The organism is Veillonella sp. 20925_1_51 (assembly GCF_041431445.1).
GTDB lineage: Bacteria > Bacillota > Negativicutes > Veillonellales > Veillonellaceae > Veillonella > Veillonella nakazawae.
On sequence record NZ_JAPVXT010000004.1, the window covers coordinates 176,480 to 201,700 of the forward strand.

At 39.4% G+C, this 25,221-nt stretch carries 27 protein-coding genes and 3 tRNA genes; 29 read left to right on the top strand and 1 reads right to left on the bottom strand.

What is annotated here, in order from left to right; translation table 11 throughout:
• Window positions 1–154: 154 nt before the first annotated feature.
• The 24 genes from O3607_RS06205 to O3607_RS06320 all read left to right on the top strand — a co-directional run bounded on the left by O3607_RS06205 (window position 155) and on the right by O3607_RS06320 (window position 17,775).
• Window positions 155–1,012, top strand: a complete 858-nt coding sequence (locus tag O3607_RS06205) for an aminotransferase class IV (protein ID WP_227283744.1) — start codon at window positions 155–157, stop codon at window positions 1,010–1,012.
• Window positions 1,013–1,067: 55 nt separating this feature from the next.
• Window positions 1,068–2,114 (top strand): methionine ABC transporter ATP-binding protein, encoded by a 1,047-nt coding sequence (locus O3607_RS06210; protein WP_178884544.1) that lies wholly within the window; start codon window positions 1,068–1,070, stop codon window positions 2,112–2,114.
• Window positions 2,095–2,748 carry a methionine ABC transporter permease gene (locus O3607_RS06215; RefSeq protein ID WP_005387966.1) on the top strand — a complete coding sequence of 218 codons (654 nt, stop codon included), beginning with the start codon at window positions 2,095–2,097 and terminating at the stop codon, window positions 2,746–2,748. Before O3607_RS06210 ends, O3607_RS06215 begins: the two co-directional genes overlap by 20 nt.
• Before the next feature lie 9 nt (window positions 2,749–2,757).
• Window positions 2,758–3,054 (top strand): YerC/YecD family TrpR-related protein, encoded by a 297-nt coding sequence (locus tag O3607_RS06220; protein ID WP_119208434.1) that lies wholly within the window; start codon window positions 2,758–2,760, stop codon window positions 3,052–3,054.
• Window positions 3,055–3,119: 65 nt separating this feature from the next.
• A complete protein-coding gene (locus tag O3607_RS06225) occupies window positions 3,120–3,914 on the top strand; it encodes a TSUP family transporter (RefSeq protein ID WP_039969619.1) in 795 nt (264 codons plus the stop codon).
• 11 nt (window positions 3,915–3,925) lie between these two features.
• Window positions 3,926–4,693 carry an SDR family NAD(P)-dependent oxidoreductase gene (locus O3607_RS06230; RefSeq protein WP_371443563.1) on the top strand — a complete coding sequence of 256 codons (768 nt, stop codon included), beginning with the start codon at window positions 3,926–3,928 and terminating at the stop codon, window positions 4,691–4,693.
• 137 nt (window positions 4,694–4,830) lie between these two features.
• A complete protein-coding gene (locus O3607_RS06235) occupies window positions 4,831–5,682 on the top strand; it encodes a hypothetical protein (RefSeq protein WP_005387972.1) in 852 nt (283 codons plus the stop codon).
• Between the two features lie 19 nt (window positions 5,683–5,701).
• Window positions 5,702–6,046 (top strand): YkvA family protein, encoded by a 345-nt coding sequence (locus O3607_RS06240; protein WP_024066183.1) that lies wholly within the window; start codon window positions 5,702–5,704, stop codon window positions 6,044–6,046.
• 118 nt (window positions 6,047–6,164) lie between these two features.
• Window positions 6,165–6,584, top strand: a complete 420-nt coding sequence (locus tag O3607_RS06245; RefSeq protein ID WP_005387975.1) for a thioesterase family protein — start codon at window positions 6,165–6,167, stop codon at window positions 6,582–6,584.
• The gene (gene murI, locus O3607_RS06250; RefSeq protein ID WP_129823777.1) at window positions 6,577–7,380 is read left to right on the top strand and encodes a glutamate racemase; all 804 of its coding nucleotides are present in this window, start codon (window positions 6,577–6,579) and stop codon (window positions 7,378–7,380) included. The genes O3607_RS06245 and murI overlap by 8 nt, the downstream gene beginning before the upstream one ends.
• A 12-nt stretch (window positions 7,381–7,392) precedes the next feature.
• The gene (locus tag O3607_RS06255) at window positions 7,393–7,932 is read left to right on the top strand and encodes a hypothetical protein (protein ID WP_316109987.1); all 540 of its coding nucleotides are present in this window, start codon (window positions 7,393–7,395) and stop codon (window positions 7,930–7,932) included.
• Between the two features lie 12 nt (window positions 7,933–7,944).
• Window positions 7,945–8,595 (top strand): coenzyme F420-0:L-glutamate ligase, encoded by a 651-nt coding sequence (locus tag O3607_RS06260; RefSeq protein ID WP_005387981.1) that lies wholly within the window; start codon window positions 7,945–7,947, stop codon window positions 8,593–8,595.
• A gap of 147 nt (window positions 8,596–8,742) precedes the next feature.
• Window positions 8,743–10,452: a hydantoinase/oxoprolinase family protein gene (locus tag O3607_RS06265; protein WP_371443564.1), complete on the top strand. Its 1,710-nt coding sequence runs from the start codon at window positions 8,743–8,745 to the stop codon at window positions 10,450–10,452.
• A complete protein-coding gene (locus tag O3607_RS06270; RefSeq protein WP_371443565.1) occupies window positions 10,442–11,872 on the top strand; it encodes a histone deacetylase in 1,431 nt (476 codons plus the stop codon). Before O3607_RS06265 ends, O3607_RS06270 begins: the two co-directional genes overlap by 11 nt.
• 174 nt (window positions 11,873–12,046) lie before the next feature.
• The gene (rph, locus tag O3607_RS06275; RefSeq protein ID WP_287515235.1) at window positions 12,047–12,802 is read left to right on the top strand and encodes a ribonuclease PH; all 756 of its coding nucleotides are present in this window, start codon (window positions 12,047–12,049) and stop codon (window positions 12,800–12,802) included.
• A gap of 1 nt (window position 12,803) precedes the next feature.
• A complete protein-coding gene (locus O3607_RS06280) occupies window positions 12,804–13,379 on the top strand; it encodes an XTP/dITP diphosphatase (RefSeq protein WP_156719665.1) in 576 nt (191 codons plus the stop codon).
• A 66-nt stretch (window positions 13,380–13,445) separates the two neighbouring features.
• Window positions 13,446–13,943, top strand: coding sequence for a metallophosphoesterase (locus tag O3607_RS06285; RefSeq protein WP_024066691.1), 498 nt, complete (start codon window positions 13,446–13,448; stop codon window positions 13,941–13,943).
• Window positions 13,944–14,027: 84 nt separating this feature from the next.
• Window positions 14,028–14,810, top strand: a complete 783-nt coding sequence (gene speD, locus O3607_RS06290) for an adenosylmethionine decarboxylase (RefSeq protein ID WP_060924105.1) — start codon at window positions 14,028–14,030, stop codon at window positions 14,808–14,810.
• 267 nt (window positions 14,811–15,077) lie between these two features.
• Window positions 15,078–16,283 (top strand): NADP-dependent malic enzyme, encoded by a 1,206-nt coding sequence (locus O3607_RS06295; RefSeq protein ID WP_371443566.1) that lies wholly within the window; start codon window positions 15,078–15,080, stop codon window positions 16,281–16,283.
• A gap of 261 nt (window positions 16,284–16,544) precedes the next feature.
• Window positions 16,545–16,621 (top strand) — tRNA-Pro (locus O3607_RS06300).
• 11 nt (window positions 16,622–16,632) lie between these two features.
• Window positions 16,633–16,706 (top strand) — tRNA-Gly (locus O3607_RS06305).
• A gap of 105 nt (window positions 16,707–16,811) precedes the next feature.
• Window positions 16,812–16,888: transfer RNA gene (locus O3607_RS06310), tRNA-Arg, on the top strand.
• A 117-nt stretch (window positions 16,889–17,005) separates the two neighbouring features.
• Window positions 17,006–17,173 (top strand): hypothetical protein, encoded by a 168-nt coding sequence (locus O3607_RS06315; protein ID WP_257847283.1) that lies wholly within the window; start codon window positions 17,006–17,008, stop codon window positions 17,171–17,173.
• Window positions 17,170–17,775 (top strand): N-acetyltransferase, encoded by a 606-nt coding sequence (locus O3607_RS06320; RefSeq protein ID WP_314360681.1) that lies wholly within the window; start codon window positions 17,170–17,172, stop codon window positions 17,773–17,775. Before O3607_RS06315 ends, O3607_RS06320 begins: the two co-directional genes overlap by 4 nt.
• Before the next feature lie 66 nt (window positions 17,776–17,841).
• Here the strand turns inward: O3607_RS06320 and O3607_RS06325 are convergent, their stop codons facing one another.
• Window positions 17,842–18,249 carry a type II toxin-antitoxin system death-on-curing family toxin gene (locus O3607_RS06325; protein ID WP_371443567.1) on the bottom strand — a complete coding sequence of 136 codons (408 nt, stop codon included), beginning with the start codon at window positions 18,247–18,249 and terminating at the stop codon, window positions 17,842–17,844.
• Between the two features lie 519 nt (window positions 18,250–18,768).
• Between O3607_RS06325 and O3607_RS06330 the strand changes: the two genes are divergently transcribed.
• The 5 genes from O3607_RS06330 to O3607_RS06350 all read left to right on the top strand — a co-directional run bounded on the left by O3607_RS06330 (window position 18,769) and on the right by O3607_RS06350 (window position 25,212).
• Window positions 18,769–20,985 carry an ATP-dependent Clp protease ATP-binding subunit gene (locus O3607_RS06330; protein WP_371443568.1) on the top strand — a complete coding sequence of 739 codons (2,217 nt, stop codon included), beginning with the start codon at window positions 18,769–18,771 and terminating at the stop codon, window positions 20,983–20,985.
• A gap of 271 nt (window positions 20,986–21,256) precedes the next feature.
• On the top strand, window positions 21,257–22,027 hold the full coding sequence (locus tag O3607_RS06335) for a LamB/YcsF family protein (RefSeq protein ID WP_371443569.1): 771 nt from the start codon (window positions 21,257–21,259) through the stop codon (window positions 22,025–22,027).
• A gap of 158 nt (window positions 22,028–22,185) precedes the next feature.
• Complete coding sequence (locus O3607_RS06340) at window positions 22,186–23,382, top strand: NRAMP family divalent metal transporter (protein ID WP_156719670.1); 1,197 nt, start codon at window positions 22,186–22,188, stop codon at window positions 23,380–23,382.
• A gap of 74 nt (window positions 23,383–23,456) precedes the next feature.
• Window positions 23,457–24,197 carry a 5-oxoprolinase subunit PxpB gene (gene pxpB / locus O3607_RS06345; protein ID WP_371443570.1) on the top strand — a complete coding sequence of 247 codons (741 nt, stop codon included), beginning with the start codon at window positions 23,457–23,459 and terminating at the stop codon, window positions 24,195–24,197.
• Complete coding sequence (locus O3607_RS06350; RefSeq protein ID WP_371443571.1) at window positions 24,178–25,212, top strand: biotin-dependent carboxyltransferase family protein; 1,035 nt, start codon at window positions 24,178–24,180, stop codon at window positions 25,210–25,212. Before pxpB ends, O3607_RS06350 begins: the two co-directional genes overlap by 20 nt.
• Window positions 25,213–25,221: the final 9 nt, after the last annotated feature.

Sequence of the window (25,221 nt, forward strand, 5' to 3'; positions counted from 1 at the left end):
ATAGTTTTTAACTATGGTATCCTAGCGGATTTTTGTATATCTAAGTTATATCTTTCACTAAGTAAAGTGTGAAAATTTGAAAGTAATTGTGATATAATAAGTCCATGATGATTACTACTTGATAGAGTAACGATATAGAAAAAGAGGTGCTCCTATGCAAGAATTAACATATTTTAATGGCGAGTTTGTTGAACCAGGTGCCAAAGTTATCAGTATTGATGACCGTGGTTATTTGTTTGGTGACTCTGTATATGAAGTAGTGCGTGTCGTAAAAGGCCGTTGCTTCGCATTGTCCTACCATCAAGATCGCTTGTATCGCTCTATGCGTGAAATGGATATTCCCGTAAAAATGACCCCAGATGATTTAACAGAATTGCACGAAATTTTAATCGAGCAAAGTGAAATCAAAGAGGGCTATATTTATTTGCAAATCTCTCGTGGTGTAGCGCCACGCCATCATGCATATGATCGTTCCAAACTAGAACCACAAATGCTCATGTCTATCCGTAATTTGGATATGGATGCAGTTAATAAATTGGGTGAAGGTGTAAAAGCGATTGCATTACCTGATGAGCGTTGGGACCATGTAGATGTTAAAACTACTAATTTGATTCCAAATATTTTGGCACAAACTAAAGCGGAGAAGAAATTTGCTTATACTGCCATGTTGTTCCGTGATGGCGTTTGTACAGAAGGTGCAACATCTAATGTATTTGCTGTCAAAGATGGTATCTTGTATACGCATCCAGCAGATAATCATATCTTAAAAGGTATTACGCGCCAAATGATTTTGACCCGCGTAGCACCATCTCTAGGTATTACAGTTATTGAAAAAGAATTTGACCGCGCTTTTGTAGATGATGCGGACGAATTATTCTTTACCGATACAATTGGTGGTGTCATCCCAATCACTAAGCTAGACAGAAATCCAGTATCTGGTGGTAAACCAGGTGCTATTACACTTCGTCTACGCGAAGCATTAGAAAAATTGATGGAAGAAGGTTTGCCTTAATAGGTAATCTACTTTCATTACATGGTAAACTTTTACCTTAAGAAAGGACATTATTTTGATTCAATTACAACACATTAGTAAAGTATATGAGGGCGCTACTCGTGTGGAAGCATTAAAAGATATTAACCTTGATGTTAAAGAAGGTGAAATCTTTGGCATTATCGGTCAATCAGGGGCCGGTAAATCCACATTGATTCGATGCATCAACATGCTCGAAGCTCCTACATCTGGCTCTGTTATCGTCAATGGTACAGATTTAACAACACTTAGCAAATCCGATTTACGTAAAGCACGCAAAGATATTGGTATGATTTTCCAACATTTTAACCTTTTGTCCTCTCGTACAGTGTATGACAATGTGGCATTTCCGTTGGAATTACAAGGCTTGAGCAAATCCGAAATCAAGGAACGCATTACGCCAATCCTTGATATCGTAGGCCTTACTGAGCGTATGAACAACTATCCATCTCAATTGTCTGGTGGTCAAAAACAACGTGTTGGTATTGCTCGTGCCTTAGCGTCTAATCCAAAGGTTCTTCTTTGTGATGAAGCTACATCTGCTCTGGATCCGCAAACAACAGAATCCATTTTGAAATTGTTGAAAGATATCAACGAAAAAATGGGCCTTACCATCGTTCTCATCACTCATGAAATGCACGTAATCCGTGAAATTTGTGATCGCGTAGCGGTTATCGAAGGTGGTGTAATCCTCGAGGAAGGTAGCACTGTTGAAGTATTTACACATCCTCGTGAAAATACCACAAAAGAATTCATCAGCTCTGTAGTAAGTGACAACTTACCACCAGAAGCGTTAGAACATTTAGAATTGCATGACCAATGGATTGCCGGCACAGCCCCATTAGTACGCCTTAAATTCACAGGCCAATCTACAGATGAACCTGTAGTGGCAGGTCTCGTACGACGCTTTAACCTCGATGTAAGTATCCTCTTTGGTGGCATCGACTATATCCAAAATACATGCGTTGGTCGCCTTATCGTTATCTTGAATGGTGACCCAGAAAATGCGCAAGAAGGCTTAGACTACATCAAAACATTACCAATTGAAAGCGAGGTGATCGGTTATGTCAGAGCAAATCATTAATCTTCTCATAACTGGTACCCTTGATACATTGCAAATGACCATCATCTCTACGGTCATGGCTATGTTACTTGGTATTCCTCTAGGTGTTATTTTGGTAGTAACCTCTAAGGGTCATATCTTAGAAAATGTAGCGCTTAATAAGGTGCTAGGTGCTATCGTCAATGCAACGCGTTCTGTACCATTTATCATTTTGATGGTAGCTATCATTCCATTCACTCGTATGGTGGCAGGCACATCTATTGGGACCACTGCAGCTTGTGTGCCTTTAACAATCGCTGCAATTCCATTCTTAGCACGTCTTGTAGAAACATCTATTAAAGATATTAACTTTGGCGTAATTGAAGCGGCCCAATCCATGGGTGCAAGTCCACTCCAAATCATTTGGAAAGTATTATTACCTGAAGCATTGCCTACGATTATCGATAATGTAACGGTTCTTATCGTTAACCTCATCAGTTACTCTGCAATGGCTGGTGCTATCGGTGGCGGTGGCCTTGGTGATATTGCTATCCGCTATGGTTACCAACGCTTCCAAGCTGATATTATGATTGCTACCATTATCATCTTGGTTATTTTGGTACAATTAGTCCAAATGATTGGCGATGCTTGGTCTAAAGCGATGAATAAGAAGTAGGAGGATCCTATGAGTATCAATGAGAAGTTGAGAAGTAAACAAAACGATGAGCTATTCACCGCTATATTAACGCTTGAAAATACTGAGGAGTGCTATGCATTCTTTGAAGATATCTGTACGATTAATGAATTGAAAGCTTTGTCTCAACGCTTACAAGTAGCAAAAATGCTACGTGCTGGTGATAGCTACGAAAAAATTGTAGAAGAAACAGGTGCGAGTACGGCTACTATTAGTCGTGTCAAACGATGCTTAGTCTATGGTGCTGATGGATACACATTAGCTTTAGATCGTCTAGGTGCAAAATAAAATAAACTAGCATGACAACGGTGGCCTTTTGGCTACCGTTGATGTGCTATCTACAGGAGGTTTATATGGAGTGGCTTATTGAGGTAACAGGTTTACCATTTGATATCCTAATTCTCGTTTTGCTCGCTGTAGCAGGTGCTTTTGCCGGCTTTGTAGACTCCATTGTGGGTGGTGGGGGCCTAATCTCTGTTCCTGCTATGCTATTAACGAACCTTCCGCCGAGTATGGCCTTAGGCAGTAATAAGCTGTCTAGTATATTTGGAGCTGGCAGTGCGTCGATTACATTCTTAAGAAATCACATGGTTGATTTTTCTCTAGTTCGTAAATTACTACCTTTTACATTTATAGGATCCATGATTGGTACCTTAGCAGTTGTATCATTGCCACCCTTGTATGTAAAGCCTATTATTATCGTCCTACTCGTTTGTGTCACACTTTTTGTGGTATTTAAAAAGGATTGGGGCGAAATAAACCGTACCTCAGCAGTAGCAGGAAAAGCATTGTATATTTGCATGGCTTTTGCTCTTGGCATTGGTGTTTATGATGGTTTTATTGGCCCTGGTACAGGTACATTTTTGATTATGGGCTTTATTTTTACTGGCTTTGATTTTCTGCATGCTTCTGCGAATGCAAAAATATTGAATTTTACCAGTAATTTAGCATCCTTAATCGTATTTTTCTGCTTAGGTCACGTTAATATTAAGTACGGCTTAGCTACAGGGGTAGGCCAAATTATAGGTGCTTACTTAGGATCTCATTTAGCTATTGCTAAGGGTTCGTCGTTGGTACGTGTTGTATTCTTGTCGGTAACGACAGTTATGTTGTTGAAATTAGTCTATGACTATGTTTCAACATTATAGGAGGGCAAGGTATGCCTCATAAAAGTGATGTACAAGTGGCATTGATTAGTGGTGGCACATCGGGCATCGGATTTGCTACGGCAAAATTGCTTCTTAAAGAAGGCTGGTGTGTTGTCATTAACGGTCGTGATGAAAAATCAGGACAAAAGGCTAAGATGAAATTGCGCCGCTATTCTTCAAGGGTGCAGTACATCCAAGGGGATGTATCGAAGATTGAAGATTGTCAGCGTATTGTAAAAGAAACCGTTAAATTATTTGGCGGTGTTTCTGCTCTCGTAACAGCAGCAGGCTATTATGAAGAAGAGCTTCTAGCAGATGTAACGGAAGCTGCCTTTGATGAAATGTTTGGTACCAATGTGAAAGGTACGGTTTTCTTGTGCCAAGCGGCATTGCCCTATTTGCGCGCTACAAAGGGCAGTATCGTAACGGTAGCTAGTGATGCAGGCTTACAAGGCAATGTGGCTTGCTCTGTATACGGTGCTTCAAAAGGTGCGGTAGTGAGTTTTACGAAATCACTATCCCTTGAAATGGCACCACATAATGTGCGCGTTAACTGTGTTTGTCCTGGTGATGTGGATACCTCTTTAGTAGATAAACAAATTACAAATGCTCAGCAAGATGCAGAGGCTGCTAAGGCTGAAATGGGCCAACATTATCCCTTGGGCCGCATTGGTCAACCTCATGAAATTGGGGAAGTTATTGTATTTTTATTGAGCAATAAAGCTTCCTTTGTAACGGGGGCAGCATGGACTATCGATGGTGGTCTCACTAGTTGGTAATATAGAAAATTTTAGATAATATTTCGCTTTTTAAATCTTAGGAGAATTGTAAAAATTTATTCCCCTTATATCAATAGAATGGTATAATAATACTAATAATATGACCTATAGTTGGTTCACAACAAAGGAGAATACTTATGGCAGAATATAATGGCGTAACACTTGAGCCACTTATGGATGGTTCTCAAGATCGTGACTATCAAGTTGAACAATTTATTTTCTGGGGTGCAGGTCGTGCAGCGGCATTGGCATTGTCCCCTAAATTCAGCAGTGTTGCTTTGTGCGCCAATGCAACGTATATGGTAACTCGCATTGCACATCTTTACGAAGTAGAATTGCAATCTGGTGCCGTAGTGGGTCTAGTTGGTGGTCTTAGCACAGCTGTAGGTACAGCGGCTATTTCTCTTCTTGTTCCTCTAAAAGCAGTTCGCGTTCCTGTAGCGGTTGGTTTAACATATGCTATTGGTAAAATTGCTCACATTTGGATTCAAGATGGTATGCCTTCTGATATCGAACGTTATAAACCAATGGTTGCTGAATTCCTTGAAAGTGGTAAAGCTATAGCAGGTGACATCATCCGTGATGCAAGCGCTAGCATTCCTTTCACACAAGGTCAACGCGACGTTTGGGCTGGTATTGCTAATGAAACAGGTCTTGCTAAAGAAACTTTGAAACAAGTTTACGAAGAAAAAGTAACACCTGCTATCGATAAATGGAATACAGAAACAAAATATCAAATCCATGACAATGCAGCAGAAGTTGTGGCGAAAGTAACCGATGCGGCAAAAGAGAAAATTGATGTTGCTAAAGGAAATATTGATGTAGCTAAAGAATTAGCTAAAGGTGGCGTAGAAGTAGCTAAAGCTTCTGCACAAGCTGCAGTAGAAACTGCAAAAACTAAAGCTAATGATGCTGTTGAAACAGCAAAAGATGTTGCTACAAACACTGTTAATACAGCAAAAGATAAAATTGGTGGTTTGCGCAAATAGGCGCTAAAGGATTATGAAGATGAATCCATTGAAAATTATTAAATATGGTAAGTATTTTAACGAATCTAAATTCGCCGCTTTTTTAGGACGATATGGTAAGAAGCTTGCCTTTGTACAACGAGCAGTGACCTTGTTCCTTTGTATGCGTGACAAGGACACTCCAAAATATGTAAAAGCAGTCATTGCTGGTGCCTTAGGGTATCTTGTATTACCTATTGATATTGTACCGGATACAATTCCTGTATTAGGTTGGATAGATGATGTAGCAGTGCTTGGTCTTGCCTTCAAGGTTGCCAATCGTTACATTAAAACTCGTCATCAAGAAGAGGCAAAAAAATACTTCCCATTTGGTGGCAGTAACTAGCTTTTAACCATTAAGGCAGTTTGATCCGTTGCGATTAAACTGCCTTTATTTATTTGACACGCTAAAGTAATAGATATACAATGAAGGTTGTATTCTATGAAAAAAGAAGGATAAATATATGCATATTGCTTCAGTAAATGTACGCTTTTACGAAACCGATATGATGGGTATTGCGCACCATAGTAATCATTTTAGATGGTTTGAAATGGCACGCATTGAATTCCTTCGTCAAATCGGTGTAACCTTGTGGGATATGATGAATGAGGATATTGTATTTCCTATCATGAATGTATCTTGCAATTATAAAGAACCAGCAAATTTTGATGATGAACTTCACATCGAAACATATTTGGTTAAAATGACACGTGCTCAAATGATATTCCGTTATCGTATGCGCCGTGCCAGTGATGGTGCGCTCCTAGCTACGGGAGAGACCAAGAATGCATTTATGTCAAAATCAACAGGTAAAATTGTGCGATTAGACGATACTTTTTATCAGCCTATGTTAGCAGCTGTTGAGGAGATGCCTAATGAGTAATGTACAACAATTGCCTATCGGCGTGTTTGACTCCGGTGTAGGTGGGCTATCTGTTTTAAAGGTCTTACAAGAACAATTCCCTAACGAAGACTTCATCTATATTGGTGATAATGCGAATAACCCTGTGGGGAATCGTAGTGATGATGAAATTACTTATTTAGCTTGTCATATTGCAGAGGCTCTTGAAAAACAGCCTGTAAAATTGATGGTTATTGCTTGTAATACGTTTACCGTTGTAGCCCTTGATGCGGTACGTGAACGCGTGTCTGTACCCGTTATTGGAGTATCACAAGGCGTAAAAACAGCGATTAGTCAAAGTAAAAGCAAGACCATTGGTATCATGGCGACGGTAGCAACTGTGAATAGTCATATTCATAAACATGTAGCCCTTGAAGTTGATCATGAAGTGCTCGTATGGGAGCAACCATGTCCTGAATTGGCAGGCCTTATTGAGCAAGGTCATTTAGATGACCATTTTGTACGCGATGTATGTACTGAATATCTAGAGCCTTTATTGTCCCGAGAGATTGAGGTCGTAGTTTTGGGTTGTACTCATTTCCCATTTGTACAACCTTTGCTAGAGGAACTAACGTCAGGGCGCATTCAATTCATCGACCCTGCTTTTGAAACGAGTGAACTTGTTCGCCGCAGATTAGAGGGTAAAGATTTGTTTAACCCTCAAAAAACGGCGGGTACTGTGTCATTGTATTTTACAAAGGATATTGAGCTTGGTGATACGCTGAGCGCCTCTTTCCTTGATACAAGTCGTCGCAGCATTGAACATATTACATTATAAAGGAGATGCCCTATGTGGTTTTATAACATCCTAAGTGTAGTAATAGCTATTATTGTAGCTATTGCAGCTTTGTATTTATTATTCCGTTTGTTCGTATTGAAACAAGGTAATGAAAAGGTTATTTTATTGCCAAAACGTGCAACAAACTTCCAAGTATCTGACCGTAATTTTGAATCTATTACCTTGTTCTGCGATATTCCATTTGTGAACAAAGGACGTCAACTTGGTACAATTATGGACTTATTCCCACGTCCATTGTTGCCAGAGGAACATTTTGATGCTGTGAAAGTACATGCATGGGCTATGGACATTAATCGTCCTCGTCATGATGGTTATTTTGAAGCTGTTATCATCAAACCTCGCAAAGGTGGTACTATTCGTGTATTCGTTACCTTAATAGGTAAAAATGGCAATATTCGTGAAGATATTAAGGGCTTCCCTTATATGGACATCGATATTTACTACCAAATCGTAGGCCGTACAGATTATCATATCGATAAACAACGTATTCGTTTGACTGCTGAAGAAGTTCAAGCAGCATTGGTTCAATAAGGAGGCATAACAATGGCAGAATTAGAGTTAGTATGTGTGCCAACACGTATTCTTACAGATAATGATGACATCGTGGATGCTATCGTTGAATTTGGCGGTCATAATATTGGACCTGAAGATATCGTATGTGTAGCTGAATCTGTAGTAGCTATTACACAAGGTCGTTTTACACGTCCTGAAGAGCTAAATGTTTGCTGGCAAGCTCGTTTAATTAATCGCTTTATCCATCCAGATGGCTCTATGGCATCCATTTATGGCATGCAATCCGCTATGAATTTGGATGGTAAATGGAAAGTATTGGGTGCCTTTATTTTAGGTGCTATTGCTAAGATTTTCCGCAAACCAGGTGTATTCTATGCAATTGCTCGTGCAGCATCTTTAACAGATGATGTAACTGGTACAATGCCTCCATTCGACAAGCACATCGTATTTGGTCCAAAGGATCCAGATAAAGTAGCTGAGAAAATCGTTTCTCGCACAGGCTGTTATGGCGCTGTTGTAGCTGACGTTAATGACTTGAAACGTTCCGCTGTGTTAGGTACAAGCCGTGGCATTGACGGTAATAAAATTGCACAATTGTTGATTGATAATCCATTTGGTAATGATAGCCAAATGACTCCGATTGTTATCATTAAAAATTACGCATCTGTATCTGGTAAATAACAGAAGGCTGTACTCATCACATAGAGATGGGTACAGCCTTTTTATATATTGTGAAAGTTAATAGTGGTTATATGCTAGGTAAAATAGAGTTTTTTACTTAATTTAGCATTTCTAAGTATCCTCTATTAATCTTGATAAGGAGGTTATATGTTACTAGGTTTAGACGTAGGTGGTACTTTTACAGATGCGGTCATCATCGATGGCCATCGTGTAGTAGCATCTGCTAAAAGACGGACTACCAAAGATAATTTAATGCAAGGCATAGGCGAGGCCCTTGATGCAATTCTCCAACATTGTGATACTACAAATATTGATCAAGTTACGCTGTCTACTACTGTGGTAACAAACACCATCGTGGAAGAGAAAGAGCAAGTGGTAGACCTGTTTGTAGTAACGGGACCTGGCCGAAATGTGGACGATATATTCCCTGTAAATCCTATCTATCTTCAAGGCTATACTGATCATAGAGGTATTGTGGTGGAACGTACACCTACAAATGCAGTTCGACATATAGCCGAAATGGTACAATCTCGTAGTGGCACAGATTTGGCTGCTGTATCTGCTAAATTTGGGGTACGGAATCCTCAAGAAGAATTATCTATAACAGAAGCATTGAAAGATAGATATAATACTATCTCTAATGGCAGCTTATTAAGCGGCTCTTTGAATTTTCCACGTCGTACTATTAGCGCATATTTTAATAGCGCTGTAACACCGGTATTTACAGTATTTAAGAAGAATGTAGAAGATGCGTTAAGCGTGCGAAACATTAAGGCTCCACTTCATATATTAAAGGCCGATGGAGGTTCTTTACCTATAGAACATATGGTGAGTAGACCAGTAGAGACCGCTTTTACAGGACCTGCGGCAACTGTACTAGGCTTATCTGCTCTTGGAGCTATTGGGAATGAACATACAGTTGCTTTGGATATTGGTGGTACCACTACAGATATTTCTTTGTGGAAACAAGGTAGACCGTTGATGACTAAAAGTGGTGTATCTATTCGTGAATACCCAAGTGCGGTACGCTCCTTTGCCGTTACCTCTGTTGGTATTGGCGGTGAATCTGTCGTTCGCGTTGTAGATGGTGAAATTACTGTCGGACCTGAACGGGTGGGCCCATCGGTAGCTTTAGGAGGTGTAGAACCTACATTAGGGGATGCTCTCATTGTACTAGGTTATGCGTGCTATGGTAAGGTTGGATTAGCTGAACGAGCTATGGAGGTATTGGCTAATAGACTAAATACTAGTACAAACGGAGATACAACTCAGACTCAACAACAATTAGCAGAGGATATAACTGCTTCTGGCGTTGCTCAATCAATCGTAAATAAGGCGTTGCAAACAATTCAGCATGGCATCGATGAGGTGGTAAGGGCAGAAAATAAACGGCCTATCTATGTAGTAGCGGATATTGTGAATCCCAATGTATTTGTACCGGCTCAAATCGTCGTAGTAGGTGGCACAGCCCCTAGTCTAGGCCCAAGTATTGGCGAGTATTTGAATTTGCCTGTCACAATTCCAGAAAATGCGGCGGTGGCGAATGCTATCGGAGCAGCCCTAGCATTATCGACCATTGAACTCACTGTTCATGTCGATACAAAACGACGCTTACTCGTTATTCCTGAACTAGGGATTAAACAACAAACCTGTACGTTGAAGCGAGTAGAACAAGTGGTAGAACGAGCTAAAGAAGCTCTCAGTGAAGAAGCATTGCGTTTAGGTCTTGGTAAGGACCAAGATATAGAGGTCATTAGTATAGAAGATTTCCCTGTTGTTGAGGGCTGGCAATCGATGGAACGATTAATTACTGTAAAAGTACAATTAGCAGCGGGGGTGAAACAGTATGTGGAATAAAGGCTTATCCTATCGTGAACGTCATGGACTTGGACATGCGGGTATGAATAAAGGTATTAATACAAATGTAGATGATACGTTACATACTGATACAAATGCATCAAAGCATAGTTTAGGTCTAGTGTTTTTCCCTGCCTTTGACTGGAAGATTTCTGAAACTCATCCAGAACGACAAGAGCGATTGCTGTATACGCGTGATCAAATCGTTGAGGAAGGCTTATTAGATATACCTAATATTGTGGAATATAATCCTATCGTGGCCGATTGGGATACCATAGAGCGCGTTCATGTGGGCGCTCCTAACTTAGAGTCCTGGGTAACGGAAGCACATCGTGTGTCTGCAGGTGGTGCTATTGCCGCTGCTGATGCGGTTATGCGCGGTGAAGTAGATCGAGCCTTTGCCTTAGTAAGACCGCCAGGGCATCATGCGATGTCCATGGTTCATGGTATTCGTGGTTTCTGTACCATTAACATTGAAGCTGTCATGATTCAACATATGCGTCAAACCTATGGTATTAAACGGGTTGCTGTGGTGGATACAGATGTACATCATGGTGATGGCTCTCAAGATGTGTTCTATCATGATCCAGATACGCTATACATTAGTTTCCACCAAGATGGACGGACCTTATATCCTGGCACAGGCTTTATGGATGAATTTGGTGGTCCACAAGCCATCGGTGGAAATATAGATATCCCATTGCCACCTGGGACTGGTGACGAAGGCTTGATGAAGGTTATGCGTGAGTTAGTATTGCCAATCCTAGAAGAATTCAATCCAGACATAGTTATTAATTCTGCAGGGCAAGATAATCACTTTAGCGATCCATTGGCTAATATGCAAGTAACCGCAAAGGGCTATGCTGAGCTTGTAGATTTATTGCAAGCAGATATAGCTGTCTTAGAAGGTGGTTACTCCGTACAAGAAGCATTGCCATATGTAAATACTGGTATTATTTTATCCATGGCAGGCCTTGATTACAGCAAGGTCGTCGAACCTGCCTTTGACCCTGTTAAATATAAGCAAAGCCAAAATGTAACCGCTTATATTGATGACCTTATCGCTAAGTGGAAGGTACAATGGGCTAACCGTCATAAGATGGCCGAAGAGGAACGCACTGGTGTAGGTGATATATGGTCGAACCGCTACAATGTGTACTACGATGAAACAGGTGTACAAGAGGAACGCCTTGAAAAGGTACGCATGTACGAAAATAAAGTTGGATGGCATAGCGTACTTTCACATGGTCAATATGGACCTTATGGGCCACAAAGTGTTTATGCCATGTTCATTCCTTGGCAAGCTGATGAGGGAACTCGTCAAGATGCTATTACAGAGGCCAAACGGGCTAAAGCAGAAGGCGGTGCAAGCCGTTATGTTGTGGTAGACCCACTTGGCGATGGACAATACGAGGTATAGTGGTAGATTCTCAAAGTTGTGACTTTTGGTAATGAACCATACTGTGTTAGAATTGGTAACTATAATCTGATTCGTAGTGATAAAAAATAGTTAAATTGTGATATAATAAGAAAAGATAACGCCCCTTTGTGTAAGGGGCGTTCTAATGTTTAGATTTAGAATGGTGAGGTTCCTATGCGCAGCGATAATAGAACAGCAGGTCAATTACGACCTATTAAAATAACACGGAATTTTACAGAGTATGCAGAAGGTTCTGTACTCATTGAGTGCGGTAAGACTAAGGTTATCTGTACAGCTACTGTGGAGGATTCTGTGCCGCGCTGGCTAAAAGGATCTGGTCAAGGATGGGTAACAGCAGAATACTCCTTGTTGCCACGTTCTACGAAAACTCGCGTAAGCCGTGAAGCTGCAAAGGGTAAACAAACGGGCCGTACTGTAGAAATTCAACGCCTTATTGGTCGTGCATTACGTGCTGTTGTAGACCTTGAAGCACTTGGTGAACGTTCTATTACGATCGACTGCGATGTAATTCAAGCCGATGGCGGCACGCGTACAGCATCTATTACAGGTGCCTTTGTAGCCCTCGTTGATGCGGTGGACTTCACCTTTGGTGGCGCAGGCAAATTCCCAATTACCGATTTCTGTGCAGCTATTTCCGTAGGTATTGGTCCTGACGGGCCTATTACGGACCTTTGCTACGAAGAGGATAGTGCAGCTATCGTTGACATGAACGTGGTGCGCACCGGATCTGGTAATATGGTTGAGGTACAAGGTACTGGTGAACATGGTACCTTTAATCGTGATGAGCTCAATGCATTACTTGATTTAGCAGAGGCTGCTACAGATGAGCTCATGGCAAAACAACGTGAAGTACTTGGCACGATAGCAGATAAAGTAGGTAAGGTATATCCTACAGCTCCGGAGGTGTAAGGTGGAACAAATCGTATTAGCTACAGGCAATAAAGGGAAGATTCGTGAATTTTCTGAGGCTTTCTCTCATTTATCTATCGATTGTGTACCGGTAAAAGAGGTTGTTACCATTGAGGAACCTGAGGAAACAGGTACAACCTTTATGGAAAATGCTCTATTAAAGGCTCACTACTATGCAAAGGCTACCAATCGTCCATGTCTTGCCGATGATTCTGGCATCACCGTAGATGCTCTTAATGGGGCACCAGGCGTATATTCTGCGCGTTATGCAGGTCATCATGGTGATGATCAAGCTAATAATGAAAAATTAATTCGCGAACTGCAAGGTAAAAGTGACCGCACAGGTCATTATGTATGTGCCTTAGCTCTCGTATATCCTGATGGCCGTGAAGTGACGGCTGAAGGCTATTGTGATGGACTTGTTCAAGATGAGCCAAAAGGAGACAATGGTTTTGGCTATGATCCATACTTCTATGTACCTGAATTTGAAAAGACAATGGCAGAACTTAGCATTGAAGAAAAGGAAACCATCAGCCATCGTGGCCGTGCTTTACGCAAATTAATTAACAAGCTTTAATATTTTCGAACTATATGGTATAGTTCATATAAATATGTAATATAATAGTATTAGAGAACTTATAAAATGAAACGAATTGGTATTTTAAGTGATACCCATGGGTATCTAGATGATATAGATCTTGTCTTGGAGGCTACAGCAGACCAAGAAATTGATATGTGGCTTCATGCTGGTGATTATGGTGATGATGCACGCTATATGCAGGAACATACTGATATTCCTGTGTATGCAGTGCGCGGTAATAATGACCGTGTACAGCCTCTTGAACCGCGAGAACAGTTGATTCCTCTAGAGGATACCTATATTTACATGACTCATGGTCATGAGGTATCATATTATAATCGAATACAAAAACTGATTGAGTTAGGCACTGATATGGGGGCGCGACTCATCGTGTCCGGTCATAGTCATCATCATGGTGAGGTTCGTGTTCGTGATGCGGTATTTGTGAATCCCGGCAGTATATCGTTGGCTCGCGACCGCTCTGGCGGTACATTTGCCATCGTTACCTACGATAATGGACAGTTTAGTGTAGAGTTTGTGTATAAACAAGATATTGTTTAGTTATATGGTAAAAGCTTTGAGCCTCGACGGGGTAAGCTTTCAAAAAAATAGTAAGTCTATGCATGGAAAGGGTTATGACATATCATGGATACACCAGTTAAAGCAAAGCCTAAAATGAAATTATATGGTTTTAATAATCTCACAAAGACATTGAGTTTTAATATTTATGATATTTGTTATACTCGTACGGAAGAAGAGAAAAAGCAATACATTCAGTACATTGATGAAGTATACAATGCAGATCGTTTAACAGCTATTTTAACGGAAGTAAGCCGCATTATCGGTGCTAACATCCTTAACGTAGCGAAACAAGACTACGACCCTCAAGGTGCGTCTGTTACGATTTTGATTTCTGAAGAGGAAATTGAAAAGGAAGATGTAGTCATGCATCTTGATAAATCTCACCTTACTGTACATACTTATCCTGAAAGCCATCCGCACAAAGGGGTTAGTACGTTCCGTGCCGATATTGAAGTATCTACATGTGGTCAGATTTCTCCCCTTAAAGCACTTAACTATTTGATTCAAAGCTTTGATTCCGATATCCTTACAATGGACTACCATGTTCGTGGCTTTACACGTGATGTATCTGGTAAGAAAATCTATATCGATCATCGTATCAACTCCATCCAAAACTACATCAACGCAAAAACTCGTAACATGTACAACATGATTGATGTAAACGTATATCAAGAAAATATTTTCCACACAAAAATGATGTTAAAAGAATTTGATTTAGATAACTATCTCTTTGGGATTACTGAATCTGAATTGAGTGAACGAGAAATCAAACAAATTAAACATCAATTAAAACAAGAAATGATGGAAATTTTCTATGGTCGTAATTTGCCATCTGTAAAAGCATAAATAAAATATATATTCTGTATGCTATGTGTCCTATCGGATAATATGTATATAGTACCAAAGTAGATAAGTCGTATATGGCTTATCTACTTTTTATTTAATCATCATTTTTATTACTAAATTAGATTAATTGAATTTAATTCTAAAATATTCGGAAAACTATATCGAAAAAACTTGAATTGTTATATATCATTTTGTATAATACAATTAGTTAAAGGTATTAATTACCGACTCAAAAGAGTCCGAGTTTATCCACAAAGGAGAATTATTATGGACGTACGTGAATTAGCTGTACAAAAGAAACGTGAATTAAAAGGTTTCCTTACTGTAGGAACAAAATATGAATTAAAAGACGCTCATGATTTATCTGTAGCTTACACACCAGGTGTAGCAGAACCATGCTTGCGTATTAAAGATAATGAAGCAGAATCCTTTGAATTAACTTGCCGTTCCAACATGGTTGCCGTTGTATCCGACGGTACTCGTGTACTTGGTCTTGGCGATATCGGTGCTGCAGCAGCATTGCCTGTAATGGAAGGTAAATCTTTATTATTCAAAAAATTCGGCGATGTAGACTGCATTCCATTGGTTGTAGATACAAAAGATGCTGATACATTGATTAACACTGTAAAATTATTGCAAAAAAACTTTGCTGGCATTAACTTGGAAGATATTTCTTCTCCTAAATGCTATGAAATCGAAAACCGTTTGAAAGAAGAATTGGAAATCCCTGTATTCCATGATGACCAACATGGTACTGCAATCGCATGTTTGGCTGGTGTAAAAGGCGCTCTTCGTTTAGTTAAAAAAGATTTAGCTACTGCTAAAATCGTTGTAAACGGTGCTGGTGCAGCTGGTGCTAACATTGCTCGTTTGTTATACCTTGCAGGCGCTCGTGATATTACATTGTTAGTATCTTCTGGCGTATTGCACAAAGATTACAAACGTCTTGACTCCTTGCAAGCTGAATTGATCGACTTGCTTAAACTTGAAGAAAAACATGGCAACTTGGCTGAAAATGCTAAAGGTGCTGATATTCTTCTTGGTGTATCTGCAACAGGTGTATTCACAAAAGACATTTTGGAAAACTTGGCTGACGATGCAATCGTATTCGCAATGGCTAACCCTAACCCAGAAGCAACATATGCTGATATGAAAGCAGCTGGTATTCGCATCGCTGGTACTGGTCGTTCTGATGCTCCTAACCAAATCAACAACGTAGCAGTATTCCCTGGCGTATTCCGTGGTGCTATCGACGTACGTGCAGCTCAAATCACTGACGAAATGAAATTAGCTGCAGCTGATGCATTGGCTAACTTGATTCCTGATAGCGAATTGAACGAAGAAAACGTAATGCCATCCGTATTCGATCCTCGCGTAGCTCCAGCGGTTGCTAAAGCAGTTGCTGAAGTTGCTGTAAAACAAGGTATCGCTAAGAACCCTAAAGTGGTTGAAGACGGTAGCTACGAAGGTTAATCTATTTGCTGTAAAAGCATTGGTATAACCATAAAATAACTATAGAATAATATGACATGCACCTCGAAAGAGGTGCATGTTTTTATATGTACTAATAAAATTTAAAAAATTAATGAAGTTGTAAAAAAGTACTTGTCACTAATTTGTATCAATGATATAATAATTTTCGTTGCAGAGCGATACTTAACCGAGTAAAAACTCAGCAAGAGTAGTGGTTGACATCAACTACCAGGTTTGCTATAATTAGCAAGTAATTAATGACGGGGCATAGCGCAGTTTGGTAGCGCACCTGGCTTGGGACCAGGGGGTCGCAGGTTCGAATCCTGCTGCTCCGACCATTTTTTTATTTGCGGGTGTAGCTCAATGGTAGAGCCCCAGCCTTCCAAGCTGGTCGCGAGGGTTCGATTCCCTTCACCCGCTCCATTTTTTTTTGCCTTTTTTAGGGTAAACTAAAATAGAGCATAGTTGACGATACATAGTACATAATTTATACTATAATAGATAATTACATATATAGGTAATCCACATGGTTCAGTAGCTCAGTTGGATAGAGCAACGGCCTTCTAAGCCGTGGGTCGGGGGTTCGAATCCCTCCTGGATCACCAAAGAAAAAGCGAAGTCTCTTATTGACTTCGCTTTTGTTTTTCTTACTATAAATGTATTGCTAATTAAGGTGCTTGACCATATAATAAAGATAAAGAATAGGAGGAGGCGGTGTATACATGGCTACAAAAAGTTTTTTAAAGAATGTAACTATTAAGAACAAAAAAGATTGTAGTAAGCTTTTACATGCGTTAGAGAGTGCGCAAAAGCAAAAAAGTGTTCCTGTTGAGTTTTCTAGATCTTATTCCATGGCTACAAAAGACGAAATTGATAAGATTTTCATATGATAGGATTTAAAATTGTTAATCTAGATTTACTTTTACAAGTTAAATCTGAGGAACAGATTAGAACAATTTTAAATGACTTTGAGAGTCCTCTCAATCCTGATATAGAAAGTTTTTTAAAATATAAAGCTGTTGAATTTTCTAAATCAGCAATTGCAAAAACATATCTAGTAATGGTCTCTTATCAAGGTGAAAACAAGATTGCTGGATATTTTTCTGTATCTGGTAGTAAATCTTTTGTTGTAAAAACAAAGGGAAATGAAATTAGTAAGAATATGAAAAGAAGATTTAATAAGTTTGGCACTTATGATTCAGTTTTGAAACAGTATCATATCGCAGCTCCACTTATTGGACAACTTGGGAAGAATTATAAATATAAAGAACTTATCACTGGTAATGAATTATTAACCATGGCTGTAGATATGTTACGCCATGTCCAATCTTTAGTTGGTGGTAAATTTATTTATTTAGAGTGTGAAAATAATGAGAAGTTGATAGAGTTCTATATTAGGAACGGATTTAAAGTATTTGGTGAACGTAGCTTGGATGCAGATGAACAAGATTTTGCGGGACATATGCTAATTCAACTCTTAAAATATTTATGATTAGCATTAAAATTTATATTTAAAAAAGGTGAATGGAGATTCCATTCACCTTTTTTGTTGTAAAAATCATATATTTTTATATATTTCTATCGTATTTTTCTCCAACCAATATGCTAGTTCTACATTTGTCATATTTCCTGCGGCCACATTGATAATTAGGTTTTCAACTTCTTGTTGTGAAGCGGCAATATCAAAACCATTGATAATAAGATACACATACATGCTGTGTAGTGCAGTTCGCTTATTGCCATCTGTAAAAGGATGGTTATTGGCGATACCATAGCATAATTGTGCTGCTTTATCATAGATCGATGGATATAAGTCGCTCCCCATAAATGTTTGAAATGGGGTATTTACAGCTGACGCTAAAAGATTCTTATCTCGCACTCCTGAAGAGAGGACAAATGCATCTTCTAAATCTCTGTGTAGTTCGTAAATATCTTCTACAGTGAGTTGAATATTAGGTGTACTCATTTATTCTCCAATGCTTTATATAGGTCATAATTACGCTTTAATACTTGTTGCGAGATGTCTTTTATCTGCTTTTTTAGCTCTTTATTAGTATCACTAGTTATGATAGAGGGGTTGTGGTTTGTTTTGCGATCGGTAATTTTCAGATCTTTTGACATCATAAATTAAATTCCTTTACTGTATTTTTGACTTTTATATTTACTATATGTTTGACTTTTATATCTATTATATAGGGAATAAATTAATATAAACAATCTAATTTATAGTAAATATTTTAAAAGTTCAAATTTAATTATCTCTCACAAACCCAGCATTTATCTATATTCTTGTCATATAAATCTAATTAGTCAAAATAAAGGTCAAAAAAAGTCAAAAATTTTATCTTTGACCTATTGACTTTTTGACTTAATCAGATTATTATAATGACATAAGGTTGAAGAAACCTAGAAATAAAGCAAGAAATTAGATAGACATAAAAGGTCAAATAAATATACTTGTAGTTAAAAAAGTGAGGTAATTTATATGAACAACAATTTCAATAACTTTGGTAGCGATTTCGGTAGCATGAATGATTTGTTCAATCAATTGATGGGTAACATGGGTGGTTATTCCACAGAAAACCGTCGTTATAAAATTAATGGTCGTGAAGTAACTCCAGAAGAGTTTGCTTTCTATCGTCAAACTGGTCGTTTACCTTCTAATGAAGAAATACAAGCTGCTCAAGCTGCACAACAAGGTAAAATGAAACAAGATGGTATCCTTGCCAAGTTAGGTACAAACTTAACTCAACAAGCTCGTGATGGTAAACTCGATCCTGTTATTGGCCGTAATAAAGAAATCCAAGAAACAGCAGAAATCTTAGCACGTCGTACTAAAAACAATCCTGTACTCGTAGGTGATGCTGGTGTTGGTAAAACAGCTGTAGTAGAAGGCTTGGCACAAGCTATCGTCAATGGCGATGTTCCTGCAGCTATTAAAAATAAAGAAATCATTTCTATCGATATTTCCGGTTTGGAAGCTGGTACTCAATATCGTGGTTCCTTCGAAGAAAATATCCAAAACCTTATCAAAGAGGTTAAGGCTGCTGGTAACATTATCTTGTTCTTCGACGAAATCCACCAAATCTTGGGTGCTGGTTCCACAGGTGATGGTCAAGGCTCTAAAGGCTTAGCAGATATCTTGAAACCTGCTTTGTCCCGTGGTGAAATGACTGTTATTGGTGCTACAACACAAGATGAATACCGTAACACAATCATGAAAAACGCAGCACTTGCTCGTCGTTTCAATGAAGTAAAGGTAAATGCACCATCTCCAGAAGATACTTTCAAAATTTTACAAGGCATTCGTCCATTGTATGAAGCGCATCATAACATTGAATTGCCAGATGCTGTGTTGAAAGCAGCTGTAGATTATTCCGTACAATACATTCCCCAACGTAGCTTGCCAGATAAAGCCATCGACTTGATCGATGTAACAGCAGCTCACTTGGCTTCCCAACATCCTGTAACTGATATTAAAACATTAGAAGCAGATATTGCTGAAGCTAAAGCAAAACAAGAAGAGTTTGCTCAAAAAGAAGATTACGAATCCGCTATTAATGAAAAAATGCGTATTCAAAAATTGCAAGAAGAAATCGACAACCACACTGAAAACCAAAAGGTTGTGGCTCAAGTTAACGATGTAGCTGAAGCTGTTGAAAGAATGACTGGTATTCCTGTATCTCAAATGGGTGCATCCGATATTGAACGCTTGAAAGACATGAAATCTCGTTTACAAGCTCATGTAATCGGTCAAGATAAAGCAGTAGAAGCTGTATCTAAAGCTATTCGTCGTAACCGTGCAGGCTTTGACGAAGGTAACCGTCCAATTGGTAGCTTCTTATTCGTAGGTCCTACTGGTGTTGGTAAAACAGAATTGGCTAAACAATTAGCTCTTGATATGTTTGGTAACAAAGATGCTATCATCCGCTTGGATATGTCCGAATACAGTGATCGCACAGCCGTTTCTAAATTAATTGGTGCTACAGCTGGTTATGTTGGTTACGAAGATAACTCCAACACATTGACTGAACGCGTTCGTCGTAATCCTTACTCCATCGTATTGTTCGACGAAATCGAAAAAGCAGACCCTCAAGTTATTACATTGCTTCTTCAAGTATTGGATGATGGTCGCTTAACAGATGGTCAAGGTAACACAGTAAACTTCAAAAATACAGTTATCATTGCTACATCTAACGCAGGCTTTGGTTATGGTCAAAATAATGACGATGAAAACAAAGTTGATGTAATGGAACGTATCGCTCCATTCTTCCGTCCAGAATTCTTGAACCGTTTCAATGCAGTAATTGAGTTCAACCAATTAAGCAAAGATGACTTGAAGAAAATTGTAGACTTGATGCTTGATCAAGTTAACAAAACTTTGGCTAAAAAAGACATCACTCTTGATGTAACTGATGCAGCTAAAGAATTATTGATGGAACAAGGTTATGATAAAACTATGGGCGCTCGTCCATTACGTCGTGTTATCGAATCTGAAATCCGCGATAATGTAACTGATTTCTACTTGGATCACATCGATGCAAAACACTTGCTTGCTGATGTTGTAGATGGTCACATTGTTATCAGTGATAAAGACGCTGATAAAGATACTGATAAAAAATCTGATGATACATCCAGTGATAAAAAATCTGCAGACGATAGCAAACAAGCTGATGATGTTGCATCCAAGGATAATAAATAATCGATAGGCTATCGACACTAACTAATGAATCCCTTACAACTCTCTCCATATACAAACTAATGATAGACCTATTGATACTGAGAGCACCCCACATAATGTGGGGTGCTTTTTTGTGTCTTAATATGCATTTTAATATGTGTATTAATAAATAAATTTTGTATATATGATAAAAATCATTGCTAATATATCGATTTATTTAGTATAATCATATCTATAAATTCAATATTCTATAGAATTTAAAAAAGAGATGAAGAAAGGGAGGAGATTATTGATGTCACATTATGTAGATCTAAATAGTGATTTAGGTGAAAGTTTTGGCAACTACACATTAGGCATGGATGGTGAAGTGTTAAATCACGTAACCAGTGCTAATGTTGCTTGCGGATGGCATGCTGGGGATCCTCTCATTATGGATGCGACGGTTCGCATGTGCAAGGAGAAGGGCGTAGCCGTAGGGGCTCATCCTGGGTATCCTGATTTAATGGGCTTTGGTCGTCGAGCATTGGCAGTAAATCCAGCAGAGGCAAAAGCGTATATGATATATCAAGTTGGTGCATTGCAAGCCTTCTGTGATAGCTATGGCGTTACATTGCAACATATGAAATTACACGGTGCTTTTTATAATACTGCATGTGTAACTCCTGCATTAGCAGATGCTGTACTAGATGGATTACAAGCGGTAAACCCTAATATTGCAGCCATGGTGTTAAGCGGTAGCTATATTGCTAAAGAAGCAGAGCGTCGAGGCATTCATGTAATTCAGGAGGTATTTGCTGACCGTGGTTATACTGATGGAGGTACATTGGTGCCTCGTACAGAACCTGGCGCTTTTATAAAAGACCCTCAAGAGGCTCTTGAACGAGTTCTTATGATGGTTACAGAAGGCAAGGTTGTCACTAATACAGGTAATACTATTGATATTGTAGCCGATTCCGTATGCGTACACGGCGATAACCCAGAAGCGATAGCTTTCACAAATTACATCCGTGAAGGCCTTACAAAAGCGGGTGTTACAGTGGCTAATTTTCAAAACCGTAAATAGTAAAACGGCGATTATAAAATAAGCAATACATAGCAAATACGTAATAAATAGTGAATATGTAGTAAATATGTAGTAAATATGTAGTAAATATGTAGTAAATATGTAGTAAATAGTAAGTACATAATAGATAGTTAATAAATTATTGTATGGAGGTTTTTATGAAACCAATTTCAGGTAAAGCAAGTTTATCTGTCCTCTTGGGGGCAGCTTTCTTGATGGCCACGTCCTCTATTGGGCCGGGCTTTATGTTACAAACGGCAGCATTTACAAATGATCTAAAAGCAGATTTTGCGTTTGCCATCATTGTGTCTGTTATTTTTTCAATTATTGCACAGCTTAATGTGTGGACCATCATTGGTATATCTAAAATGCGTGGTCAAGATATTGCTAATAAAGTATTGCCAGGACTTGGCTATTTCGTAGCATTCTTGATTTCTCTTGGAGGCCTTGCTTTCAATATCGGCAACATTGGGGGCGCATCTATGGGCCTAAATATTGTATTTGGTATTGATACAACGACTGCAGCGGCTATCAGTGGTATCTTGGGTATTCTATTATTCGCCTCTCCAAAAATGGGTGGTGTACTAGACAACACAGCTAAAATTCTTGGTACTGTTATGCTAGTATTGATTGGCTATGTAGCATTTTCTACAAATCCGCCAGTGGCTGAAGCGGCTACTCATGCAGTGGCACCAACGCATTATCCATGGCTTGCAACTATTACCCTTATCGGTGGTACCGTAGGTGGTTACATTACATTCTCTGGCGGTCACCGCCTCATTGATGCGGGTATTACTGGTCAAGAACATTTGAAAGATGTACGTCGTGCAGCCTTCATGGGTATGTCCGTAGATGCAGTGGTTCGTATCTTGTTATTCTTGGCCGTTCTGGGTGTTGTGTCTATGGGCTATGTACTAGACCCTAAAGATCCAGCTGGTTCTGCATTCCTTCTTGGGGCTGGTGAAATCGGTCATAAATTGTTCGGTATCGTGTTCTTCTGTGCAGCCTTAACATCTGTAGTAGGTGCAGCGTACACATCCGTGTCCTTCTTAAAAACATTGTTCAAAGTAGTGGAACGCAATGAAAAATTGACTATTATGACATTCATCTTTGTTTCTACATGTATTTTGATCTTCATTGGTAAACCGGCATCCTTGTTGATTTTGGCTGGCTCCGTAAACGGCTTAATCTTGCCGATTACATTAGCAGTAATGCTCTTTGCTACTCATAAATCTGAAATCGTAGGGGACTACAAACATAATAAACTGTTATACTATACAGGATGGATTGTAGTACTTGTAACAGCTTACATCGGCGTTACATCCTTACAAGGCATTGCTAAATTACTTGGTTAATTTGATAATTATGAAAGTACCATTATTTTCGTTTGAAGGTAATGGTTCTTTCTGGTTTTAGGAAGGAGATACCTATGAAACCTATAATTTCACCTGTAGGGGATTGCGCTATCTCTATTGATTTTGGTCAAGTCATCGATCCAAAGATTAATCGACATATTCGTCAAACGATAGAGCGAATTCAAGAGCTACATCTAGAGGGTATTATTGAATTAGTACCTACCTATTGTGCATTGCTTTTGCAATATGATGCTATGCTATACTCTTATGCAGAATTGTGTAACATCATTGAGCCTACATTGGAGCAGACTGTAACAGATAATGCTAATGAACTTGTTACCGTCGTGGAAATTCCTACCGTGTACGGTGGTGAGTTTGGTCCAGACCTTGGTTTTGTAGCCTCTCATAATAATCTAACTGAAGATGAGGTTGTAGCCATTCATAGTGGTACTGATTACTTGGTATATATGCTTGGCTTCATTCCTGGTTTTACCTATTTGGGCGGCATGGATCCACGTATTGCAACACCTCGTTTGTCCTCACCAAGAACATTGATACCTGCAGGTTCTGTAGGCATTGCAGGGGAACAAACTGGTACGTATCCATCCGACTCTCCAGGGGGCTGGCAAATCATTGGCCGTACACCGGTAACCATGTATGACATGTCCAAGAAACAAGCGGCGCTATTGAGTGCTGGCGACTATGTGCGCTATGTGCCGATAGCTGAAGTGGAATATAATCGTATTAAAGCATTGGGGGCGGACTATGCGCCATCCATGTATGAAGTAGAGGTAGGTGAGTTGCGTGGCTATTAATGAGTTTAATAAATCATCTATCTACGTAAATGCACCTGGTATGTACACTACCATTCAAGATAAAGGTCGCGTTGGGTTCCAACAATATGGTATGCCTGTAGCCGGTCCTATGGATAGTGAAAGCTATCTCTTGGGGCAAGCGCTGGTAGGTAATGTAGAAATGGCAGGTGCCTTAGAGTGCACATTGCTGCCGCCTACACTCACCGTGAAAGGCTCATGTATCGTTGCTTTCACAGGAGCCGATATGGAACCAACCATCAATAGTGTGCGAGTACCGAGATATATTCCATTTGTATGTCATGACGGCGATGTCATTTCCGGCGGTTTTAGCCAATGTGGCGTGCGCATGTACATTTCTTTCTCTGGAGGTATCGACGTGCCAAGCATCAACGGCAGTGTATCGACCCATACAAAGGCGAAAATTGGGGGACTTGAGGGGCGACCATTACAAAAGGGCGATGAACTTGGCATCAAAGCGTTTACCAGAGATGAAGTGCATGTCTGCGATTACCGTGGTGAAGGGCATACTCTATTCAATACCGCCTTATATAACCGTGGTGGCCGTGAATGTCATGAACCATTACGCGTTGTACTAGGTGATCAAGCAAAACATTTCACAGAGAAAGGTATCAAGACCTTTAGTAATAAAATTTACACACTGACTGTAGAATGTGATCGCATGGGATTCCGCCTAGATGGTCCTGAAATCGAACACGTAGACAGTGCAGATATTATTTCCGATGGTGCCGTGTTTGGCTCTATCCAAGTGCCATCGAATGGACATCCCATTGTCCTCATGGCAGATCGCCAAACAACAGGGGGCTATACAAAGATTGGTACTATAATTACCGCAGACCTACCTCGTCTCAGCCAGTTGCCGGTAGGGGATGGTATTAATTTTAATATCGTGTCTATTGACGAAGCGCAAGACATATACCGAGCCTATATGGAACGTTTACATAAACGTATTACATTGGCTCATGAACAAAGTGCTTATGTATTTTCATTTAATTAAGGTTATATA

Excerpts from the sequence above, each read along its gene's own strand:
- O3607_RS06205 (WP_227283744.1), top strand. The coding sequence starts at position 155 with ATGCAAGAATTAACATATTTTAATGGCGAGTTTGTTGAACCAGGTGCC.
- O3607_RS06215 (WP_005387966.1), top strand. The coding sequence starts at position 2,095 with ATGTCAGAGCAAATCATTAATCTTCTCATAACTGGTACCCTTGATACA.
- O3607_RS06220 (WP_119208434.1), top strand. The coding sequence starts at position 2,758 with ATGAGTATCAATGAGAAGTTGAGAAGTAAACAAAACGATGAGCTATTC.
- O3607_RS06225 (WP_039969619.1), top strand. The coding sequence starts at position 3,120 with ATGGAGTGGCTTATTGAGGTAACAGGTTTACCATTTGATATCCTAATT.
- O3607_RS06230 (WP_371443563.1), top strand. The coding sequence starts at position 3,926 with ATGCCTCATAAAAGTGATGTACAAGTGGCATTGATTAGTGGTGGCACA.
- O3607_RS06235 (WP_005387972.1), top strand. The coding sequence starts at position 4,831 with ATGGCAGAATATAATGGCGTAACACTTGAGCCACTTATGGATGGTTCT.
- O3607_RS06240 (WP_024066183.1), top strand. The coding sequence starts at position 5,702 with ATGAATCCATTGAAAATTATTAAATATGGTAAGTATTTTAACGAATCT.
- O3607_RS06245 (WP_005387975.1), top strand. The coding sequence starts at position 6,165 with ATGCATATTGCTTCAGTAAATGTACGCTTTTACGAAACCGATATGATG.
- murI (WP_129823777.1), top strand. The coding sequence starts at position 6,577 with ATGAGTAATGTACAACAATTGCCTATCGGCGTGTTTGACTCCGGTGTA.
- O3607_RS06255 (WP_316109987.1), top strand. The coding sequence starts at position 7,393 with ATGTGGTTTTATAACATCCTAAGTGTAGTAATAGCTATTATTGTAGCT.
- O3607_RS06260 (WP_005387981.1), top strand. The coding sequence starts at position 7,945 with ATGGCAGAATTAGAGTTAGTATGTGTGCCAACACGTATTCTTACAGAT.
- O3607_RS06265 (WP_371443564.1), top strand. The coding sequence starts at position 8,743 with ATGTTACTAGGTTTAGACGTAGGTGGTACTTTTACAGATGCGGTCATC.
- O3607_RS06270 (WP_371443565.1), top strand. The coding sequence starts at position 10,442 with ATGTGGAATAAAGGCTTATCCTATCGTGAACGTCATGGACTTGGACAT.
- rph (WP_287515235.1), top strand. The coding sequence starts at position 12,047 with ATGCGCAGCGATAATAGAACAGCAGGTCAATTACGACCTATTAAAATA.
- O3607_RS06285 (WP_024066691.1), top strand. The coding sequence starts at position 13,446 with ATGAAACGAATTGGTATTTTAAGTGATACCCATGGGTATCTAGATGAT.
- speD (WP_060924105.1), top strand. The coding sequence starts at position 14,028 with ATGGATACACCAGTTAAAGCAAAGCCTAAAATGAAATTATATGGTTTT.
- O3607_RS06295 (WP_371443566.1), top strand. The coding sequence starts at position 15,078 with ATGGACGTACGTGAATTAGCTGTACAAAAGAAACGTGAATTAAAAGGT.
- O3607_RS06315 (WP_257847283.1), top strand. The coding sequence starts at position 17,006 with ATGGCTACAAAAAGTTTTTTAAAGAATGTAACTATTAAGAACAAAAAA.
- O3607_RS06320 (WP_314360681.1), top strand. The coding sequence starts at position 17,170 with ATGATAGGATTTAAAATTGTTAATCTAGATTTACTTTTACAAGTTAAA.
- O3607_RS06325 (WP_371443567.1), bottom strand. The coding sequence starts at position 18,249 with ATGAGTACACCTAATATTCAACTCACTGTAGAAGATATTTACGAACTA.
- O3607_RS06330 (WP_371443568.1), top strand. The coding sequence starts at position 18,769 with ATGAACAACAATTTCAATAACTTTGGTAGCGATTTCGGTAGCATGAAT.
- O3607_RS06335 (WP_371443569.1), top strand. The coding sequence starts at position 21,257 with ATGTCACATTATGTAGATCTAAATAGTGATTTAGGTGAAAGTTTTGGC.
- O3607_RS06340 (WP_156719670.1), top strand. The coding sequence starts at position 22,186 with ATGAAACCAATTTCAGGTAAAGCAAGTTTATCTGTCCTCTTGGGGGCA.
- pxpB (WP_371443570.1), top strand. The coding sequence starts at position 23,457 with ATGAAACCTATAATTTCACCTGTAGGGGATTGCGCTATCTCTATTGAT.